This window comes from Lichenicola cladoniae, assembly GCF_013201075.1.
GTDB lineage: Bacteria > Pseudomonadota > Alphaproteobacteria > Acetobacterales > Acetobacteraceae > Lichenicola > Lichenicola cladoniae.
The window spans coordinates 666376-685654 of the sequence record NZ_CP053708.1 but is presented as its reverse complement, the minus strand read 5'-3'; the positions used below and the strand labels follow the sequence as shown (position 1 = coordinate 685654).

Annotated in this window: 22 protein-coding genes and 1 tRNA gene; 10 read left to right on the top strand and 13 right to left on the bottom strand. The window is 64.1% G+C overall.

The features are described from left to right. The first annotated feature begins 521 nt into the window (after positions 1–521). The gene (locus HN018_RS03005; protein WP_171836445.1) at positions 522–1427 is read left to right on the top strand and encodes a retroviral-like aspartic protease family protein; all 906 of its coding nucleotides are present in this window, start codon (positions 522–524) and stop codon (positions 1425–1427) included. A 54-nt stretch (positions 1428–1481) separates the two neighbouring features. Here HN018_RS03005 and HN018_RS03000 read toward each other — a convergent pair whose 3' ends face one another. Together HN018_RS03000 and glnK are read right to left on the bottom strand one after the other, a co-directional pair. Then, positions 1482–2900 (bottom strand): ammonium transporter, encoded by a 1419-nt coding sequence (locus tag HN018_RS03000; RefSeq protein WP_171836446.1) that lies wholly within the window; start codon positions 2898–2900, stop codon positions 1482–1484. A 14-nt stretch (positions 2901–2914) separates the two neighbouring features. Continuing rightward, positions 2915–3253 carry a P-II family nitrogen regulator gene (glnK, locus tag HN018_RS02995; protein WP_171836497.1) on the bottom strand — a complete coding sequence of 113 codons (339 nt, stop codon included), beginning with the start codon at positions 3251–3253 and terminating at the stop codon, positions 2915–2917. A gap of 276 nt (positions 3254–3529) precedes the next feature. Here glnK and HN018_RS02990 point away from each other — a divergent pair, with 276 nt between their 5' ends. Together HN018_RS02990 and cysE are read left to right on the top strand one after the other, a co-directional pair. Continuing rightward, entirely contained in the window at positions 3530–4744 is a 1215-nt protein-coding gene (locus HN018_RS02990) for a UbiH/UbiF/VisC/COQ6 family ubiquinone biosynthesis hydroxylase (RefSeq protein WP_171836447.1), read from the top strand. Between the two features lie 99 nt (positions 4745–4843). Beyond that, a complete protein-coding gene (gene cysE, locus HN018_RS02985; RefSeq protein WP_171836448.1) occupies positions 4844–5704 on the top strand; it encodes a serine O-acetyltransferase in 861 nt (286 codons plus the stop codon). 6 nt (positions 5705–5710) lie between these two features. On the opposite strand, the gene HN018_RS02980 is transcribed toward cysE, so the two are convergent. Further along, on the bottom strand, positions 5711–5986 hold the full coding sequence (locus HN018_RS02980) for a DCC1-like thiol-disulfide oxidoreductase family protein (protein WP_275434324.1): 276 nt from the start codon (positions 5984–5986) through the stop codon (positions 5711–5713). A 142-nt stretch (positions 5987–6128) separates the two neighbouring features. Here HN018_RS02980 and HN018_RS02975 point away from each other — a divergent pair, with 142 nt between their 5' ends. Together HN018_RS02975 and HN018_RS02970 are read left to right on the top strand one after the other, a co-directional pair. Beyond that, a complete protein-coding gene (locus HN018_RS02975) occupies positions 6129–7118 on the top strand; it encodes an NAD(P)/FAD-dependent oxidoreductase (RefSeq protein ID WP_171836449.1) in 990 nt (329 codons plus the stop codon). Then, a complete protein-coding gene (locus HN018_RS02970; protein ID WP_171836450.1) occupies positions 7118–7294 on the top strand; it encodes a DUF2256 domain-containing protein in 177 nt (58 codons plus the stop codon). Before HN018_RS02975 ends, HN018_RS02970 begins: the two co-directional genes overlap by 1 nt. A gap of 18 nt (positions 7295–7312) precedes the next feature. Here HN018_RS02970 and HN018_RS02965 read toward each other — a convergent pair whose 3' ends face one another. From HN018_RS02965 to HN018_RS02950, 4 genes are read right to left on the bottom strand one after another with little or no spacing between them, the layout of a single operon-like run. Beyond that, positions 7313–8332, bottom strand: a complete 1020-nt coding sequence (locus HN018_RS02965; protein ID WP_171836451.1) for an ABC transporter permease — start codon at positions 8330–8332, stop codon at positions 7313–7315. Continuing rightward, entirely contained in the window at positions 8325–9353 is a 1029-nt protein-coding gene (locus HN018_RS02960; RefSeq protein WP_171836452.1) for an ABC transporter permease, read from the bottom strand. Before HN018_RS02960 ends, HN018_RS02965 begins: the two co-directional genes overlap by 8 nt. Beyond that, on the bottom strand, positions 9346–10839 hold the full coding sequence (locus tag HN018_RS02955; protein ID WP_204259645.1) for a sugar ABC transporter ATP-binding protein: 1494 nt from the start codon (positions 10837–10839) through the stop codon (positions 9346–9348). Before HN018_RS02955 ends, HN018_RS02960 begins: the two co-directional genes overlap by 8 nt. Next, on the bottom strand, positions 10836–11834 hold the full coding sequence (locus tag HN018_RS02950) for a substrate-binding domain-containing protein (RefSeq protein ID WP_171836453.1): 999 nt from the start codon (positions 11832–11834) through the stop codon (positions 10836–10838). The genes HN018_RS02955 and HN018_RS02950 overlap by 4 nt, the downstream gene beginning before the upstream one ends. A 205-nt stretch (positions 11835–12039) precedes the next feature. Between HN018_RS02950 and HN018_RS02945 the strand changes: the two genes are divergently transcribed. Both HN018_RS02945 and HN018_RS02940 read left to right on the top strand, forming a co-directional pair. Further along, a complete protein-coding gene (locus tag HN018_RS02945) occupies positions 12040–13083 on the top strand; it encodes a LacI family DNA-binding transcriptional regulator (RefSeq protein WP_171836454.1) in 1044 nt (347 codons plus the stop codon). A 10-nt stretch (positions 13084–13093) separates the two neighbouring features. Then, positions 13094–13987 (top strand): sugar phosphate isomerase/epimerase family protein, encoded by an 894-nt coding sequence (locus tag HN018_RS02940; protein WP_171836455.1) that lies wholly within the window; start codon positions 13094–13096, stop codon positions 13985–13987. 116 nt (positions 13988–14103) lie between these two features. Here the strand turns inward: HN018_RS02940 and rlmB are convergent, their stop codons facing one another. Then, on the bottom strand, positions 14104–14901 hold the full coding sequence (gene rlmB / locus HN018_RS02935; RefSeq protein WP_408886781.1) for a 23S rRNA (guanosine(2251)-2'-O)-methyltransferase RlmB: 798 nt from the start codon (positions 14899–14901) through the stop codon (positions 14104–14106). A 352-nt stretch (positions 14902–15253) separates the two neighbouring features. Here rlmB and HN018_RS02930 point away from each other — a divergent pair. Further along, positions 15254–15339, top strand: a tRNA-Tyr gene (locus tag HN018_RS02930). A gap of 416 nt (positions 15340–15755) precedes the next feature. Here the strand turns inward: HN018_RS02930 and HN018_RS02925 are convergent. The 4 genes from HN018_RS02925 to HN018_RS02910 all read right to left on the bottom strand — a co-directional run bounded on the left by HN018_RS02925 (position 15756) and on the right by HN018_RS02910 (position 17193). After that, the gene (locus HN018_RS02925) at positions 15756–15914 is read right to left on the bottom strand and encodes a hypothetical protein (RefSeq protein WP_171836457.1); all 159 of its coding nucleotides are present in this window, start codon (positions 15912–15914) and stop codon (positions 15756–15758) included. Between the two features lie 99 nt (positions 15915–16013). Next, entirely contained in the window at positions 16014–16445 is a 432-nt protein-coding gene (locus HN018_RS02920; protein WP_171836458.1) for a hypothetical protein, read from the bottom strand. A 50-nt stretch (positions 16446–16495) separates the two neighbouring features. Further along, positions 16496–16933: a hypothetical protein gene (locus HN018_RS02915; RefSeq protein ID WP_171836459.1), complete on the bottom strand. Its 438-nt coding sequence runs from the start codon at positions 16931–16933 to the stop codon at positions 16496–16498. Continuing rightward, positions 16930–17193, bottom strand: a complete 264-nt coding sequence (locus tag HN018_RS02910; RefSeq protein ID WP_171836460.1) for a hypothetical protein — start codon at positions 17191–17193, stop codon at positions 16930–16932. The genes HN018_RS02915 and HN018_RS02910 overlap by 4 nt, the downstream gene beginning before the upstream one ends. 112 nt (positions 17194–17305) lie before the next feature. Between HN018_RS02910 and HN018_RS02905 the strand changes: the two genes are divergently transcribed. Next, on the top strand, positions 17306–17569 hold the full coding sequence (locus tag HN018_RS02905; protein ID WP_204259644.1) for a helix-turn-helix domain-containing protein: 264 nt from the start codon (positions 17306–17308) through the stop codon (positions 17567–17569). Positions 17570–18218: 649 nt separating this feature from the next. Beyond that, on the top strand, positions 18219–18692 hold the full coding sequence (locus tag HN018_RS02900) for a hypothetical protein (protein ID WP_171836461.1): 474 nt from the start codon (positions 18219–18221) through the stop codon (positions 18690–18692). Positions 18693–18879: 187 nt separating this feature from the next. Here the strand turns inward: HN018_RS02900 and HN018_RS02895 are convergent, their stop codons facing one another. Beyond that, a complete protein-coding gene (locus HN018_RS02895) occupies positions 18880–19110 on the bottom strand; it encodes a DUF1902 domain-containing protein (protein ID WP_171836462.1) in 231 nt (76 codons plus the stop codon). Between the last annotated feature and the right edge of the window lie 169 nt (positions 19111–19279).

Below are 19279 nucleotides of genomic sequence, written 5' to 3'. Positions count from 1 at the left end.
GTGCGCTCGGACGCTATGACGCGTATCCAAATGCAACAAGTCTGAAACTGCTCTGTAATCGTTGCACAGTGAGACACATTTGAACTGTTACATGCTCGCCACAAACAAGCGCGCCCATGTTCTCCTCGCAGACGGTCTGGGACACCAGAACGTGATGAAGCGTCTGGCCCGGCATTTGAATCGTAAGCCATCCAGACTGGTCTATTCCCGATGAGTAGCAGGCGTATTAACAACATTGTCCCGGGCTCGCATCGATCGATCCAGGCCTTTCGTCTCGTTAATGCATCGGAACCGATCGTATCGACGAGTTCATCAACCCGTTTCGAGTCTAGCAACGCTTTGAAATGTTCCTTCGACGGCAAACCGGTCCTTAAGGCAGCGCGGTAGATCTTCGTGATCTTAGGACTTATCGTTGCGCCCAAGCCATGTGGACGTATGATGCAGGTCGCCGGCTCATCGATTGGTCAGTTGGCATGTCGCATCGTCGATCACCTGGACTCACTTGGCGCCTCCTTGTCGGGTTGGCCGCGACGACCGCGTCGGCACTCGGTGTCGCGCCGCCGGCGTCTGCCCGGTCATGCGAACGGCGCGCCGTGGCAACGACGCTGCTCCGGAACGATGACGGCTTCATCACCATGCCAATCAGTATCGGCGGCCGTCCGGCAAGCATGCTGGTCGATACCGGGTCGGATACCGGCCTGTTCACCGAACTTGGTGCGGACCGTCTGCAGCTCAGCCGCGATCCGACCCGTCGCACCCTGTTGCAAGGCACCGGCGGTACTGGCCGGACCGTGCAGAACGTATCGTATCCCGACCTCGTGATCGGCACGCTCCGCCTGCCCGGCGGCAGCATGCCGGCAGGCGGTCTGCCGGGAATGCCGGTCGTGACACCGCCGGTGGCCGGTTTGATCGGAGCGGACGTGCTATCGCAGTTCGATGTCGAACTCGATCTCGAACAACATCGTATCGTCTTGTGGCAGATCCGATCCGGCTCGCTCGCCTGCTCGCCACCACCGAGCTGGGACGGAGCATTCGACACCATCCCGCTTGAGCGGCACGGGAACCGGCTGACCCTCACAGCCAAGCTGGACGGCGTCGCGATCACCGCGCTGGTCGATAGCGGAGCGCGATCGCGTATCTTGTCGCGCCGGGCCGCAGCCAAGCTCGGTGTCGATGCAGACCGGCTCGATGCCGATCCCGGCGGCATAACCGCCGGCGTGGATCTGCACGAGACCAGCTATCACTGGCACCGCTTCGACACGTTGACGATCGGAGGCGAAACGCAGAAGCGACCGGTTCTCACCGTGGCTCCGCTCGACGAGCAGTTGGATCTGCTATTGGGCGCGGACTGGTTCGCTGAACGTGATGTCTGGATCAGCTACGCGACCAACCAGATGTTCGTGCGCAGGATAACAGCTCCGAAATGAAAAAGGGCGACCCTCGGGCCGCCCTTCGTCACACGAGGTAGGTTGGCCGAACGATCAGCCGAGACGCTCGCCGTGCAGCGTCATGTCGAGACCTTCGACCTCGTCGTCATGGCTGACGCGAAGACCGATGGTCCAGTCGATGACTTTCAGCAGGACGAATGAAAGCAGGCCGCTCCAGATCACGGTCACCAGGACGGCCTTGCCCTGGATGATGAACTGGGCGAACGACCCGACGACGCCGGCCGGCGACGCATCGGTTGCCGAAAGAGGGCCATAGGCGAACACGCCGGTCAGCAACGCACCGATGATGCCGCCGATACCGTGCACGCCGAACGCATCGAGACTGTCGTCATAACCGAGCAGATGCTTGAGGCTGGTTGCCGCGAAGTAGCAGCCGACACCGGCGACGAGGCCGATGATGATCGAAGCACCCGGCAGCACGAAGCCCGAAGCCGGGGTGATCGCGACCAGTCCGGCAACCGCGCCGGAAATGATGCCGAGAACGGTCGGCTTGCCCTTGATGATCCACTCGGCGAACATCCAGCCGAGTGCTGCTGCCGCGGTCGCGATCTGCGTTGCGGCCATCGCCATGCCGGCGCGTCCGTTCGCGCCGACCGCGGAGCCGGCGTTGAAGCCGAACCAGCCAACCCACAGGAGCGATGCGCCGATGACCGCGTAGGTGAGGTTGTGCGGCGACATGTCGTCATGGCCGTAGCCGGTGCGCTTGCCGAGCACGAGCGCGCACATCAGGCCGGCGATACCGGCATTGATGTGAACGACGGTGCCGCCGGCGAAGTCGATCGCGCCAAACGCGGCGACCCAGCCGATCGGGCTCCAGACCCAGTGCGCGATCGGCGCGTAGACGACGATCGACCACAGCACCATGAAGACGCACATGGCGGAGAATTTCATGCGATCCGCGAACGCGCCGGCGATCAGCGCCGGGGTGATGATCGCGAACGTCATCTGGAACATCATGTAGACGCTCTCGGGGATCGTCGTGACCGTCGGATTGGACGATCCCGCGCCGAGAGTGAAGCCGATGTCGGAGCCCTTGGTGATGTTCGTGGCCATGCCATGCAGCATGAAGCGCGAGAAATCGCCGATGTAGGCCGAGCCGGTGGTGAAGGTCAGGCTGTAGCCGACCACGACCCAGGTAATGGTGACCAGGCAGCAGATCGCGAAAGCCTGCATCAAGGTGGCGAGGACGTTTTTCTTGCGCACCATGCCGGCGTAATAGAGCGCGAGGCCGGGCACCGTCATCATCAGCACCAGGGCGGTGCTGGTGAGCATCCAGGCGGTATCGCCGGAATCGATCTTCGGAGGCGCCACGGGTGCAGCGGGCGCGGCATCGGCGGCCAGCGCCGGATGAGCGAAGGCCAGCAGCATGATGGCCGCAAGCGCCGAGCCTGTTGCGATACCGGTGCGGATGTTGGAGGACAGCGGCGATCGAGCCGCGGGGGCAACGTGCATCGGAGTGGTGTCCCTCACAGCGCATCCTCGCCGGTCTCACGGGTACGGATCCGGATGGCTCTGAGGATCTCGCTCACGAAGATCTTGCCGTCGCCGATCTTGCCGGTGTGCGCCGACTGCAGGATGGCCTCGACCACCTGGTCCACCATGTCGTCGGACACGGCGACCTCGATCTTGACCTTCGGCAGGAAGCTGACGTGGTACTCCGCGCCGCGGTAGATTTCGGTCTGGCCTTTCTGGCGACCAAATCCCTTCACCTCGGAGACCGTGAGTCCCTGAACACCAAGCGGTGTCAGCGCTTCTCTTACGTCATCGAGCTTGAAGGGCTTGATGACTGCTGTGACGAGCTTCATCGCACCTCTCTCTTCTTGTTCTGCCTGGTCACGACGGCTGATCGGCACATGCCGGGCCGGACGAACCTTCTCCAACGCCGCGCCGGAGCATCTCTCGATTTGGCACGCAATCGTTCCAAAATCCATGCCACAGATTCGCCACGAGCGACGATGAGCCGGCACGAACCTAGAAAGTCGCGGTCGTGCACGAAATTGGTGCAGTGATCGGCGGCGCGACGCCCATATTACGCGCACCACCGTGTGGCGGACCGATGAATAGTTTCTGGAGCCTTGCAGATGAGTAACACCAATCTGGACGTCGCCGTCTGCGTCGTCGGTGCCGGACCGGTCGGCGCCACCCTCGCCTGCCGTCTTGGCGCCGCCGGCTTACCGGTGGCGATCGTCGACCGGGCGGCACTTCCGCCGATGGAACATCCGGATTTCGATGGCCGCGCCTATGCGATCGCCGCGAGTTCGCGGCGCCTGCTCGAGGCCGCCGGCGTGTGGAGCCACCTGCCGCTGCCGTCCTGCCCGATCGAGGGCATCCGGGTATCCGACGGCAAGCCGGGGCAGCCGGCTTCGCCGCTGTTCCTGCATTTCGACCATCACGAGGTCGGCGAGCCGTTCGGCTGGATGACCGAGGCGCGCAGCTTGCGGGTGGCGCTGAACGCGACGCTGCACGCGATGCCCGCGATCGTCGTCGCCGCTCCCACCGAGGCCTCGGTCACCCGGACCGATCAGGCCGCCATCGTGCGCACGACCGATGGTCGCACGATACGCGCCCAGCTGGTGGTGGCGGCGGAGGGACGCGAGAGCCCGCTGCGGCGGCAGGCCGGGATCGCCGTCACCCGATTCGGCTATCGCCAGGCCGGCCTGGTCTGCGCAATCGCCCACACGAAGCCGCACCATAATCACGCGCTCGAGCATTTCCTGCCCGGTGGCCCGTTCGCGCAACTGCCGATGGCTCCGACCGAGGGCGCCCCGCATCTGTCGGCGATCGTCTGGAGCGAACGCGACGCCGTCGCCCGCAAGCTGATGGCGCTCGACGACACCCACTATGCCAACGAGATCCAGCGGCGGCTCGGCTCACACCTGGGCGACATCCGGCTGGTCGGGCGCCGCTGGCTCTACCCGCTGAGCGCCCTGCACGCGCACAGCTATGTCGCGACCCGGCTGGCGCTGATCGGCGATGCGGCACACGGCATCCATCCGATCGCCGGCCAGGGGCTCAATCTGGGCTTCCGCGACGTCGAGGCGCTGGCCGGGCTGCTGACCGAGGCGCACGCGGGCGGCACCGACCTGGGCGACCCGGAATTGCTACGTCGCTATCAGGCAGCCAGGCGCCCGGCCAACCTCGCCATGCTGGCCGCGACCGACCTGCTCGACCGGCTGTTCAGCAACGACAACCCGGCATTGCGACTGGTCCGCGACCTCGGCATCGCCGGCGTGCATCGGATGCCCCGTCTCCGGCGCGCCTTCATGACGGCGGCAATGGGCGGTGGCCGTTCATGAGCCAGGGTCCGGGCCGGTCTTGCAGAACGATCCGAGACTCGCAGAACGACGAAGTGATCCCTATCTGCCATCACACGACTTGAATTCGGACCGATCACGATGGACAGCACCACCCTCGATCCAGTCATCATCCGGCAGGCTCCCGTATCGGTCAGCACCACGCTGAGCCCGATAGACGTCGGTGCGCTGTGGCGGCAGTTGATGGCGGAAGCCGGCTGCTGCGGTGATCCGATCATGAGCCGGCTGCTGCAGACCAGCATCCGTCGGCATGGGGATTTCCGGACCGCCCTGGCCTGGCTGATTGCGCGCAAGCTCGCCGACGCGACCGTGCCGGCGGAAGCCCTCGCCGATCTGGTGGTGGAATCTCATACGGCCGACCCGGAGATCGTCGCGGCGGCGGCATCCGACCTGGTGGCGATCAAGGAGCGCGACCCGGCCTCTCCCGACCTCGTCACCCCGTTCCTCTACTTCAAGGGATTCCAGTCCCTGCAGATGTATCGCGTGGCGCACTGGCTCTGGCAGGACGGCCGCCGGCACCTGGCGCAGCACCTGCAGAGCCGGGCCTCGGAACTGTTCGGGCTCGACATCCATCCGGCGGCCCAGATCGGGCGGCGCGTGCTGATCGACCACGGCACCGGCATCGTGATCGGCGAGACGGCGGTGCTCGAGGACGACGTCTCGATGCTGCAGGGCGTGACCCTCGGCGGCACCGGCAAGAGCATCGGCGATCGGCACCCGAAGATCCGGCGCGGCGTGCTGATTGGCGCCGGCGCCAAGATCCTCGGCAACATCGAGATCGGAGAGGGCGCCAAGATCGGCGCCGGCAGCATCGTGCTGGAGTCGGTGCGTCCCTACACCACCGTGGTCGGCAATCCGGCCCGGCTGGTCGGCACACGCCATTCGAGCATGCCGGCCTTCACGATGGACCAGTCGCTGCCGCCGGTCGACTACATCATCTAGACCGCGTCAGGCCGACCGGCGCTCGGACCAGCGTGCGAGCGCCTGCAGCCTCGGGCGAAGACGGAGAAAGCGGACATAGAGCCGCTCGAGCATCTGCAGGATCGTGGGGTTCCGGGCCGCCAGACCGATCGGCCTGAGCGACGGGATCGCACGCCACATTGCCGCAAAGGCCGCCGCGCCGGAGAGAATCTGACCGTTCTCCAAGGCGTGGAACCGCGCCAGCAGCTCGCGCCGGTCACGCGGGCAGACCGACTCCTCGCGCGACACGTCGACGAACTCGATCGCCTGCCGTCATTCGAGTCGACGCATCAGGGCGATCTCGCGCCGGCAGAGCGGGCAACCACCATCGTACCAAATCAAGAGCTTGGCCATCCGTATCATATGGGCGTCGTCGGCGTTCGGGACAGGTGGCAGGGGAAACATCATGCGGATTGCGGTCATCGGTGCCGGGATTGCCGGGCTGGCTTGTGCCGATGAATTGCGGCGACACGACCATCCGGTGACGGTGTTCGACAAGGGGCGCGGACCCGGCGGCCGGATGTCGACGAGGCGGCTGGACACCCCTTCCGGCCAGGCAGGCTTCGATCACGGCGCGCAGTATTTCACGGCCCGCGATCCGGCCTTCCTGGCGCAGGTGGAGCAATGGGAAACGCTGGGACTGGTCGCAAGCTGGCCGGCCGCCGGTCCCGATGCCTGGACCGGCGCGCCGTCGATGAACGCGCCCGCCCGCCACCTCGCGGCCAGCCTCGACGTGCGTCTTGGGGCCAGGATCGAGACGATGAGCCGGCGCCGCCAGGAGCGTGGTGGTGCGGCGGCGTGGCATCTTCAGGTCGAGCAGCAATCTGCACAGGGGCCGTTCGATGCCGTCGTGGTGGCCATTCCATCCGAGCAGGCCGCGACTCTGCTCGCTGCATGGGACGACGACTTCGCCGCACTTGCCCGGGCCACGCCATCACGTCCCTGCTGGACGGTCGTGGCCGCATTCGCCGAGCGCCTGCCGGTCGCTACCGACCTGCTGCAGCACTTGAGACCCATCCAGTGGGCGGCGCGCAACTCCGCCAAGCCTGGACGGTCACCGCCGGAGAGCTGGGTCATCCAGGCCGATCCGGACTGGTCGGACGCGCATCTCGAGGAAGCACCGGAGACCATCCTGGCGGACCTGCTCGCCGCCTTCTCGACCGTCGCCGGCATTCGACTGCCGCCACCGCTCGTCGCCCGGGCGCATCGCTGGCGTTACGCGCGGTCGGGCAGCGCGGGCGTGGCGATGCTGTGGAACGATGCGTTGCGCCTCGGCGTCTGTGGCGACTGGCTGCTCGGTGCACGGGTCGAATGCGCCTGGCTGTCCGGCACGCGCCTGGCTGCCGCAATCCTGGACGGTGCCGGACGCCCGACGAACATGGCGGAGCCGACCTGATGCCGCGCGGGATCGCCAAGTCCGACCTCCCGAGCAAGCCATGCGCACGCTGCGGCCGTCCGTTCACCTGGCGCAAGAAATGGGCACGCGACTGGGACCAGGTAAAATACTGCTCGGATGCCTGCCGCGCGGCGCGTCAGTCCGACAAGCAGTCACCCGAGGGCGGTGCGCGATGATCGCGGGTCCGCCCGGGCCTACCGCCTGGAAACGCCTTGCACGCTCATGACTGCGATCAGGGTGAGGCCCCAGATACCAAGAGTGAGGTAGTCGCTGAAGCCCAGCAGGTTGCAGCCGGACGAAATGACCTGCAGCACGCCGAGCGCCAGCATGATCCCGCTGATTTTCCCGAAGCCGCCGAACGGATCGACGCCGCCGAGAACGGCTGCCAGGACCGTGACCAGCAGATACGATTTCGCATAGGCGGAGCTCGCCGAGTTGAAGCGGGCAAGCATCAGGCAGGCAGCCAGGAAACAGAGTATGCCTGAGAGCGCATAGACTTTCACCAGGACCCGCTTGACGTCGACCGACGAGTATTGCGTCGCCTCCGGGTTGGAGCCGGTCATCGCCAGCGCAATGCCGAACGATGTCCGCTTGAGGACGATGCCGACCACGATCGCCACCACCGCCAACGCCAGGAAGGTCACCGGGACTCCCATCACGACGCTGTTGCCGATTTTGCCGTAGATCGAAGGCAGGCCAGATACGACTTTGCCATGCGTCAGCAGGACACTGACTCCCTCGACGATGGACTGGACGCCGAGTGTGATCAGGATCGGATGCACGCCGGTGCGCGCGATCAGCAATCCGGTCGCACCGCCGATCGCGATGCCGGCGGCCAGGCCGGCAGCCAGTGCGGCGACGAGCCCGAACGCCACGGTCGAGCCCGATGCCGCCGCCGGGATCAAGGCTCGCATGACAACGACCATGATCAGGCCGCACGCGTTGGCCGTCGCGATGATGGCGAGGTTCAGTCCGCCGGAAATCATCGGCAGCGCCATGGCCATCGCCAGCAATCCCAGCTGCGGCAACTGGAACATCATCGACTGGAACGTGCCGACCGACAGGAAGCCGGGAACCACGATCGAGAAACCGGCCAGCAGCACGACCAGCACGATCGACAGGCCGGGGAGCTTGCCGGGAATGTCCCTGCGCAACTGCAGCATGAAACCGTCCAGGCCTCGCCGTGCAGGGACGGATGCGGGAACGTCACCCATGCTGCGGGACCTCGAGGCCGATCACCCGGCTGCGGCGCCGGCCACGGGCCGACATGACGGTGACGCTGGTCGAGATCACGATGACCGCGCCCGTTATGATGCTGAAGCAGTATGGGGAAATGCCGAGCAGGTTGAGTCCGTTCTGGATAACGGCGAGCAGCAGGATGCCGAGCACGACGCCCCCGACCGTACCGACACCGCCGGCGAGGCTGGCGCCACCCAGGACCGCCGCCGAAAGCACGTCGAGTTCGCTTCCGTACAGTGCGTTCGGTACGCTCTCGCCGACCCGATGCGCCTGCAGCAATCCTGCAAGTGCCGCCATGAACCCGAGGAACCCGTATGCGAGGTAATGCATCTTGGCGATACTGATGCCGATCCGTCGTGCCGACTCGATATTTCCGCCCATCGCATAAAGCTGCCGCCCTGCGCGCGTGCGGTTCAACAGGAACCATGTCAGCGCGATCGCCAGGACCATCACCAGGATCGGCAAGGTGATGCGAATCAGGTCGCCGTTGGGCGCCTCGGTCTGGAACAGCACGATCCTGTTCGACCACCAGTCCGGCAGGTCGTAGATCGAGTGCCCGCCGGTAAAGAACATCAGGAAGGCGAAATAGGTGTTCATCGTCGCAATGGTGATGATGATCGATGTCACCCGGGCATAATGGATCAGGGTGGCATTCAGGCATCCCAGCAGCACGCCGACCGCCAGGCCGGCCGGAAGCACCACGATCGGCGCCAGCCCGAGCTTTGCCGCCAGCGCAGCCGCCACATATTGCGCAACCGACGCGACCGCTGCGAACGAGATGTCGATGCCGCCGGCGATCAGCACGACGAACAGGCCCATCGCGAGGATCGCCCTGACGGAATAACTCTCAACCAGATCGATCAGGTTCGAAACCGTCAGGAAGGCCGGAGATGCAATGGAAAGGCCGATGCACACCGCGAGCAGGACGACGACCAGCCAGTTCTCCGGACGCGCCCGGAAGCCATGGAACAGCCGGGCCGGAAGAGACTCACGCATAGATTCTCTCCTCCAGCGCGTGTTCGCTGATTTCTCCCGGGACGAACGAGTTTACGATCCGGCCGCCGCGCATGTGCAGGACGCGATCGCAGGTCGCGAAAATCTCCATGACCTCGTCGGAGATGACGATAATCCCGACGCCGCGCTCGGACAGTGCGCGGATGACGTCGTAGATGCCGATCTTGTTCTTGATGTCGACGCCGACGGTCGGGCTGTCTAGGATCAGCACCTTGGGAGACGTGGCGAGCCACCGCGCCAGGACGACGCGCTGCTGGTTGCCGCCGGACAAGGTCGAGATCGGGTTGGCAAGGTTCCCGACCTTGATCGACAGTTCATCGACCCAGTGCTGCGCCGCCGTGCGCCGGAGGCGTGGAGAGATCAACCCGAAGCGATCGGCCAGTCGTGGAAGGATCGCCAGATTGATGTTGTTCTCGATCGACTGTCGCGCATTGATGCCCAGGTTGAGCCGGTCCTCGGAGACATAGGCAATACCCGCCCTGGTCGCATCCAGGTTGGAACGCAGGCGCTGCACCACGCCATCGATACTGACCGTTCCCCGATCCGGACGGGTCATGCCGAACAACGACAGGGCCAGTTCGGTACGCCCGGCTCCCAGCAGGCCGGTGATGCCGAGCACCTCGCCATGGTGCAAGGTCAGCGAAACCTGTTCGTATTCACCGGCGCGTGACAGGCCGGACACCTCGAGAAGCGGTGCGGCGGCGGACATGTCCCGCGCTGCCATGCGCCGTTCCAGATCGATGCCGGTCATCAGCTTGGCGATAGCCCTCTGGTCCAGGGTGCCGGCCGGAAAAGTCCCGACCAGTCGCCCGTCGCGCATCACCGTCACCCGCTGGGCGATCTCCACGACTTCCTCAAGGCGATGCGAGACGAAGACAACGGCGATGCTCTCCGCACTCAGCCGGCGGACGATCTCGAGCAGGCGTTCGACCTCGGTCCGTGTCAGCGAAGCAGTCGGCTCGTCCATGAACAGGAGCCGTGCATCTGCGGCCAGGCCACGGCAGATCGCCACGATCTGTCGCTCGGCGATCGGAAGCGACGACACCAGCGCATCGAGCGGAAGGCTGAAATGCAGGCGCTTCAAGGTCGCGCCGGCAATCTCGCGCATGCGTCGTCGATGGACCGGCCTTGCCAGGCTTCCCAGATTCTCCTGCATCGCGATGTTCTCGGCGACCGTCAGGTTGGGAAACAGCGAGAGATCCTGGAAAATAACCTGTATACCGAGCGCCCGCGCAGCATTGGGATCGAGCGGCAATACCTCGCGCCCCTCGACCTGGATCGAACCGCCCGGATCGGGCGCATGCACGCCCGCGATCGCCTTGATCATGGTGGATTTGCCGCAGCCATTCTCGCCGACCAGGCAGTGCACCTCGCCCGGTGCGATCTCCCAGTCGATCCCGTCCAGCGCCCGAAAAGTACCGAACGTTTTGGTAATCCCGGTCAGCCGCAGGAAGGGCGGGATGGTCACAGTCCGAGCGCCACCAGCGACGCGATCGTCTCCTTGTTGATGGCCTGCATCTTGTTGGCCATGATCACCCGGGTGGTTGGATCGATGGTGATCGCGCCCACTTCCGGCAGTACCAGGCCGTTGGTAACCGGCTTCCCGTTCGCCATCAGCGCGCCGATCCTGACGATCGTTTCGCCGGCCAGGAGTGGGTTCCAGATATAGCCCATGGTGATGGCGCCGGAGCGTACGTATTTCGCTCCCTGCCCCGGCGAGAACGGGCCGATGACACTGATCTTGCCGATCTTGCCGCGTTCGTCGACGGCGCGCGCGGCACCGATCGGACCCTGCGAGCCGAACGCCACGACCCCCCGGAGTTGCGGATGCGCCCGGATCTGGTCGAGCACGGTCCGGTAGCTGTCATCCAGGCTCTCGCCCACGCCGAACCGGTCGCCGACCAGTTCCATCTTCGGATACTTGGCCTTCTGCAGGACGACCGCGGCATCCGCGCGCATGCGATGCTGCGGAACCGTGAGCGAACCCACGATGATGATGTACTGGCCGACGCCTCCCATGGCCTGGGCCAGGGCCTCGAGATGCCGTTCGCCATCGGCCTGGGCCGACGTGAACTCCAGATCCCAGTCGTTTCCCTGCTGGAGCGGGCTTTCGTGCGTGAGGATCCTGATGCCCGCCGCATGCGCCCGCTGGAACACCGGCACGAGCGCATCCGCGTCGTTCGGCACGACCGCGATGACGTCGACCTTGCGTGCGATCAGATCCTCGATTGCCGCGACCTGCTGTGCGGCGTCTGCCTGGGTCGGGCCGATCATCCAGGCCTCCGTGCCGGTCTCGGCGCCAGCGCGCTTGATGCCGACCTCCATCGCGTTGAACCAGGGGATTCCCCCGATCTTCGCGACAACCGCGATCTTCTTGGCGGGGGCCTGGGCGCGTGCCAGCCCCGGCATCGAGAGCAGGCCACTGGCGGCGAGAAGAGCCAGGCTGTTCCGTCTCGTGATCATCGCATCCCCCAGTGGTTGTTTCGACAGGCAACGTCGCGTGCCTGTTCGTAAAACGTTTTACGATACGAGTGAAGCGTCAGTCATTTGGTTTGTCAACACTCCGATCAACGGTTTCGGTCGACAAAAACATCGGCTCTTGCCCGAGCTTATCAGAACCGGTTAAACGTTTCACTGATAGCTGACAGATACCGAGAGGCCGAGCCAGGTGGCAGAAAGGAAACGTCCGTCGATCCGCGAAGTCGCGCTGATGGCCGACGTCTCGGTGGCGACGGTGTCGAACGTGCTGGGGGGCCGCAAGATGGTCACGCCGACGCTTGCCGCCCGGGTGAACGAGGCGGTGAAGGCGCTTGGCTACCAGGCGGATCGTGCAGCCTCGCAGCTTCGCAGCGGCCGGGCCCGGGTGATCGCCGTCCTGGTGCCGTCGCTCGACAACCCGTTCTTCACGTCCATCATTGCCGGGATCGAACAGGCCGTTCAATCGGAAGGCTACGACATCATCGTTGCCAGCTCGAACAACGATGGCGAGACGGAGCGCAAGCGCCTGTCCGCGCTGTTGTCCTGGCGGCCGGCCGGCGTGATGATCCTGCCGGTCGATGACCGGTTCGCGGCCCTGGAGATGCTGGAAGCCAGTGAGTCTCCGTTCGTGGTGGTGGACCGGTTACCGCTCCGGCTCCGCGCCGATACCGTCGCCGTGGACAACCAGCACGCGGCAATCCTCGCCTGCAATCACCTCGTGGCGCTCGGACACCGCGATGTGCTCGTCGTCGCCTCCACCCTCAAGCTCGCCAACATCAGAGCACGCATCTCGGGCATTCGGCGGGCCTTCCGGCAGGCCAACCTGCCGGAGCCGAAGATCGTGGAAGCGGGGCTGTCGCTTGAAACGGCTTCCAGCCAGCTTGCAGGCTGGTTGGCCACCAACGAGCGCCCGACCGGCATCATCGCGCTGACCAACTTCACGACGATCGGTGTCATCGCATCGCTGAATCAGCTCGGGCTCCGGATACCCGACGACGTGTCGCTGGTCGGGTTCGACGATTACGTCTGGATGCAGGCGGCGACGCCGACGATCACCGCCATACGGCAACCGGTCGAGCAACTCGGTGCACAGGCGTGGGCATGCCTGCGCGAGCGCATCGAGGATGGCCGGACCGAGCTAAGAACCCTGCGTCTGCACTGCACCCTGCAGGTAAGAGGTTCGACCGCCCGGGTGGGCAAGTCGCACAGGCCGATCACGGTCAACAACAGCTAGGGGAAAAAAGATGAACAAACTCGGCGTACACGCCTTCGTCTGGACCGCGAACTGGACCAACGAGGATGCCGCGAAGGCGATCGGCCTGACCGCGGAGACCGGCTACGACCTCATCGAGATGTCGACGATGGACTTCACCGCCATCGATGTCGATTTCACCCGCAAGGCACTGGAGCGAAGCGGTCTCGGGGTGACGTTCTCGTTCGGGCTCGATGCCGCACAGGATGTCTCCTCAGGAGATCCCGTTCGTATGAAGGCCGGTGAGCAGCGCCTGCTGGACGGCGTGGCGCTGGCACGCGATGTCGGGGCCACGCACGTGTGCGGAATCCTTTATTCGGCATTCCAGAAATACGCCCTTCCTCCGACGGCGGACGGGATTGCCGGTGCCGTGGACGTGGTGCGCCGGGTCGGCGAACAGGCCGCGCTGAGCGGCATCACGCTGGGCATGGAAGTGGTCAACCGCTACGAGACGAACGTGCTCAACACCGCGGCTCAGGCAGTCGCGTTCGTCAAGCGGGTCTCGCTGCCGAACGTCAAGGTGCATCTCGACTGCTATCACATGAACATCGAGGAAGCCGACGTGGCGGCGGCGATACGCGAGACCGGCGAGCATCTCGGCTATTTCCACACCGGCGATTCCCATCGCGGCTACCTGGGCTCGGGGTCCATCGAGTTCGGCAAGATATTCCGGGCACTCGTGGCGATCGATTACCAGGGTCCGATTACGTTCGAATCGTTCTCGTCGAAAGTCGTCGGTCAGCCGCTCGAAGGCATCCTGGGGATCTGGCGCAATCTCTGGGAAGACAGCCGCGACCTTGCGGCGCACGCAAAGGCCTATACCGAGGTGCAGCTGAAATCCGCGAGAGAGGCGGCCGCCATCAACGGCCGCAGCCGCCTCGGCTGATCGGGTTTCGCGGTTCGGCTGTCCAATAACAGCGCCTGAGGCTGGCGAGATCGTGGTTGGAGAACGATCCCGCCTGTCTCTTTCAGGCCTGCCGGGTAGCCGGTCGGCGGGAGCGTCTAGCTCCGCACCAGCTCGTAGAGCGCGACCGCGGCAGCGTTGGAGACGTTCAGGCTCTCCATCGTTCCCGGCATGACCAGGCCTGCGATCTCGTCGCAGGTCTCGCGGGTGAGCCGGCGCAGGCCCTCGCCCTCGGCGCCGAGCACCAGCGCCACGCGCCGGTCACGGAACGCCGCACCGTCGAGCCGGCTGCCGCCCGCATCGAGCCCGACCGTCCACAGCCCGGCGGCCTTGAGCGCCACCAGGGTGCGCGACAAATTCACCGCACGAAGCACCGGAACCACCTCCAGAGCGCCGGACGCAGCCTTGGCGAGCGTGCCGGTCTCCTCCGGGGCGTTGCGGTCCTGCAAAATCACGGCGGCCACCCCGAACGCCGCAGCGGATCGCAGGATCGCGCCGACGTTGCGTGGGTCGGTGATCTGGTCAAGCACCAGGATCGGGCCCGGCCGCTGCAGCACCTGTTCGAGCGTTGGCGTGGCCAACGGATCGGCCAGCAGCGCCATGCCCTGATGCACCGCGTCGCGGCCGAGCAGCGTGTCGAGCTTGGCACGGTCGGTCCGCTCCGCCTGCAGCGGCAACGGGCCGCCGAACCGTGCGGTCAATCCGGCTTCGGCCTCGTCGGTCAGCAACAGCCGGCGTAGGCGGCGCTGAGGGTTGCCGAGGGCGGCAATCACCGGATGCGTGCCGTACAGCCAGTTCGCGGCGCCGGCCGGCTCGTTGCGCAGGTTACGATGCTGGTTGCGCCGCTGCCCGGCCTTGGGCTGATCCGGAGCACCCTCCTGGCGAGGCAGTCCCAGCGTGGGCCGGTCGGACCGGACCCGATCCGGCTGGGTACGATCAGGCTGGGTACGATCATGCTGGGCCCGATCAGGCTGGACACGGTCGGATTGCGGCCGCTCAGGTGCTGGCCGTGCCACCTGCGGGCGATCGGAGCGTGGCGCGTCGGACCGGGAGCCGGACCTCGACGGAGGAGCGGGTCGCGATGGGGGTCCGGAACGGGAAGGCTGGCCGGGACGATCTGGGGATTTGGAGCGCATGGCGTATGCTACGACGTGCGCGCGTCCGCGTCACCGAGCGTCCGTCGCTCACGTCGAGGCCCCCGGTGGCCGTTGACAGATGCACCGTTCGGCCGTAGGTGCCTCCCCGGCCGGAAGGGTGCCCGAGTGGCTAAAGGGGGCGGACTGTAAATCCGCTGGCGTACGCCTACGTTGGTTCGAATCCAACCCCTTCCACCAATTTCGTAGTTAAGGCGTTGTTCTCACTTGCGTTTCCGGTGACAGCCTGCCGGGCCCGCACGCCAGCCCACACTATTTCTTGAACTGTTGCGGACAGGCGTAGCGCCTGATCCGCGGTTCGATTGCGCTTCGTCATGCCTGGCTCCTCGCGGCCAAACGCAGCGTGAATCGGCACAATGCTCCGGTCAGCCGGACCATCCCGTTCGATAGCGGCAACAGGATCATTAGGGTGAGACCGAGCGTCAGGCGTTGCGGCCTCTGAGAATTGTTATTACGGACAGGCTCACTGTCTTTTTCTTGGTTTGGTCGCGCGGCGCACACTGAGAATATGTTGCTGTAGTGTGCGCCCTGGTGGCCCCGCCCCAACGTGTGCAAACGGGGCCACCACCTCTTTTCAGTAGACTGGGATCGGACGGTCATCCCGGCCTCCCATCCAGCAGCGCCTGCAGCTCATCGACCCGGCGCATGTGCACGCCGGTGCCAAGCTCACCCCGGCCGCGCGCCTCGAGCCGGTGCCACAGCACGAGCGCGCGGATCTCGACCGGCAGCAGCGGCACGAGGACGGGCCCGGTCATAACGACCTCCCGCGCCACGGCGCTGGCAACCAAGAGGGAACCGACCTGGGCAGCGGCGGATCCTCACGCGGCGGGAACACGAACGGTCGGGTCTGGTGATCAGCCATGGGCAACGTCCGGTCCGAGAAGATCCTCGAGCAGCGACCACACGATGGCCTCGTGCGGATCGAACATCTCAGGATCCAGGACACCGGCCGTCACGTGTACGACTTCCATCTCGTGCCGAATGAGATGCGCCTTGGCGATCATGGCCTCGCGGCTAGATGCTCGCAGAACGAGTGACCGATCCGACAGATCGGACAGCCGATCGTCGATGGGCTGCATTGCTTCACTGACTTCGGTGAGCTCTTCCCTCTGAGCATTGTCGTACTGACGAGTTCCTGCTGGAAGCGACCACCACCGCGCTTCCAACGGCCTGCGCTTCTCGATCAGGGAGGCGGCCTCGCGACCGATGGCCATGAGCTCGGCGTCGTCGGACGATGGAACGGCGTGCGGAAGGGCGGCGATTGCCGCAGTGGTGATGCCGACCATCGCGGTCGCGGTGCCGGCGCCAATGAGACTGCGGCGTGAGAGAACGGCCATTAAGCCTGCCCTCCGTTCAGGTCGCGTACCAGGGCCCAGACCATCCGATTGGACCAATCGCCGTTTTCGCCCTTCCGTTCGATCTCCTTATTCCAGAACACAAGCGTTCGAGCGCGAGCTTGGAAGCCGGCGAGCGTGGTGGCGCGGATCGGCGTGATCTGCTCGAGCAACTCGTCCTGTTCCGCATGCAACGACGCCTGTTGCGCCTCAGCAGCCAGTTCTTTCGCTTCGGAGTAGGGACCTAAATAGTAGGTGGCCTCCATCTTCCGCTCCAGGTCGTCAAACCGGGAGCAAAGAGCAATGAGCTCGCCGTCTGGCTGCAGCGGCACCGCGGCGGATACCTGCACGTCGGGCTTGGCGATCGCGGCCGCCGCGATGCCGAACATCGCGGTGAAGGCGCCAGCGCCCAGCACCTCTCGGCGTGTGGTGCGGCTCATGACCGCACCCCCGCGAGCGCCAGGTGCCCGGCCGGCGTGACGCTGAAACTTGCAGCGGTGTCCGGCTCACGGTCGGCGTCGGGCTCGAGGTCCGGATCCCCGTCGTGACGGTCGAGGACGTCGATTAGGGCCCCGATGGCGAGCTCAATTTGATGCCGATTGCCCAGCGGAAGAGTAACGGTCGGCGGATTGCAGGGCGGATAGCCACCTGCGGTCACTCCCCGGACTGTGCCGGGTGGTGGTATGGTGTGCGAAGCCATGATCCTGTCGCTCCAGCGTGCAGGGTTGCGGTTAGGCCGGGCGTGAGGGCTGCCACCCTTCGCTCGGCCGTTGTTCCTTGCGGAACGGCTACCCTAGTGCCATAATGATCCTGTGGATGCAAGCGTAAACGGCACTGAAATTGCCATCACTCCTTCTCAGTTGCGCGCGGCTCGAGCATTTGTAGACTGGTCGCAAGATCAGCTCGCTTCAGCGAGCGGAGTGCCCAAAAGGACCGTGGTCAGATTTGAGCGTGGAGAAGGCTCACCTCAGCAGAGGACGATTACCGCCATCCGCGCCGCCCTTGAGGCTGCCGGCGTCGAGTTTACGAACGGAGTCGCGCCTGGGGTAAGCTTGAAAGGCGGGAACGGGAAGTGAAGCACACGGTCATCGTCCAGGGCACCTCTTGCGAGGTAACTGTCAACCAAGATCCACGATCTCGGTCAAAATGGACTGCTACGGGAGACCGGTATGGCCGCTCGATCACAACGAGCGACCGCAGCCCTGGTGCAGCGTTGAGGCGATGGAGAGAGGCGGCTTCCTACGGCGGGCATTTCGAAATTGACGATACAGGCCCGTATCCGTCGCAAGATTGAGTGCGAGGCACGGCCATCCGCCGCCTGATCGAAGCCGGACTGCGTGCAGAAACAGAGGTCTAGGTTATGTCCTGGGTGACGATCGAGATCACGCTCAGCATGTCATTGGGCGGAGAAGAGGCTCGCATAATGGATGCTTGTCAGCGCCCATGGGTGGGGGCGCTCTCGCCAAAAGAAGCTTGCCTGCTGGTCAGTCGGAGTGATCATAATCTGGGGGTAAACCGGTTCTTGGTGTTCTCGCCTCTAATGGCAACAATCTGCGCCCCTGTCCTTTCGCGGTATCGAGCGGCGCCGTGCCCGATGCCGGACTTTCACAAGATGACGGTCCTGCTCGCCAATGGAGCCCCTGGGCATATTTTCGCGCCGGGGCTCGCCTGATAGAGCTATCGACGAGAAGCAAACACTAAGTCAATTATCCGAGGATAACGTCGATGCCGGGAAGCTACGTTGATAATGAGCTAGAGAAGTTCGGTGATGAGTTAAGGTCTAATGGTGAGCATTTTGCGAAGGCATCAGCCCTTTCAGCGATCGTCGAAAATCAATGGCAACAAGCGATCTCAACCTGCGTAGAATTACAACGGTTTCCGGTATCGCAATACGGGCTCAGACTGACGGACGTTACCGCAGCAAGAGACTTGAAAACGTCTACAGCGTCCGTGACCGTCGCGCATCAATTCAATAAAGTCTACTCCTATTATGGGACGTCAGGAAAGTTCCTGGTATTTAAGTTTGATCCTTGTGACTTAAAAATACATGTCGACTCCGCAGCAGATACCCAGGGATTACTAGAAGTAGAAAATATAGATTCGATAGTTCTGAATAAGATTGTTATTGATCACGCCGTTGCAATTTTGAGAGCGACAAGATTAAGACCGGTTACGACCGCTTCGGTAGTTGAAAGCTAGAAATGCTTTGGAAGTCCAGCTTGCTTTAGAACATTGTTAGCGGTGTGTGCGCTTTTGATCCCCACCGGAACGGGAAAATTTAATCCTGAAATCGGGCTGTAATACACTGGATGGCGTCCATCTCGAACCCAGCAACACCCAGCGTCACGTAGTAACGAATGTAGCGCACGATCGAATGTCGCAGGCATCAGGCGTAACTTACTTCCTCAGCCTGATCTGAAATGATGCTCATGATCATCCTGTCATGATGAACTTCCGGCGTGTTCAACATCAGGAGTTCCGGGACGATCATGCGCAAGTCAGCAATGAGAGCCTCGTGGGTCTCGGCCTCGGCGACCAGGCCGGGGACGTCCTCACTCTCGGCCCACCAAACGCGTGCATCAGTGTCCCAGTGCGCTCGGATGGTAAATTTTGTCATCAAAACTAGCCCCCAGACGAGACTTTCTGTAGCCACTAAAGAGCAGTCAACGCCTAAACCGCGATTTGAAGTTAATGAGACCGTGTGCCCATTTTTGGGCTTGCTCCTCGACAGTTATTAGGAAAGTAGTCCTATATTCGCTGCGATCAAGCCCGTCGATGGCACCCCG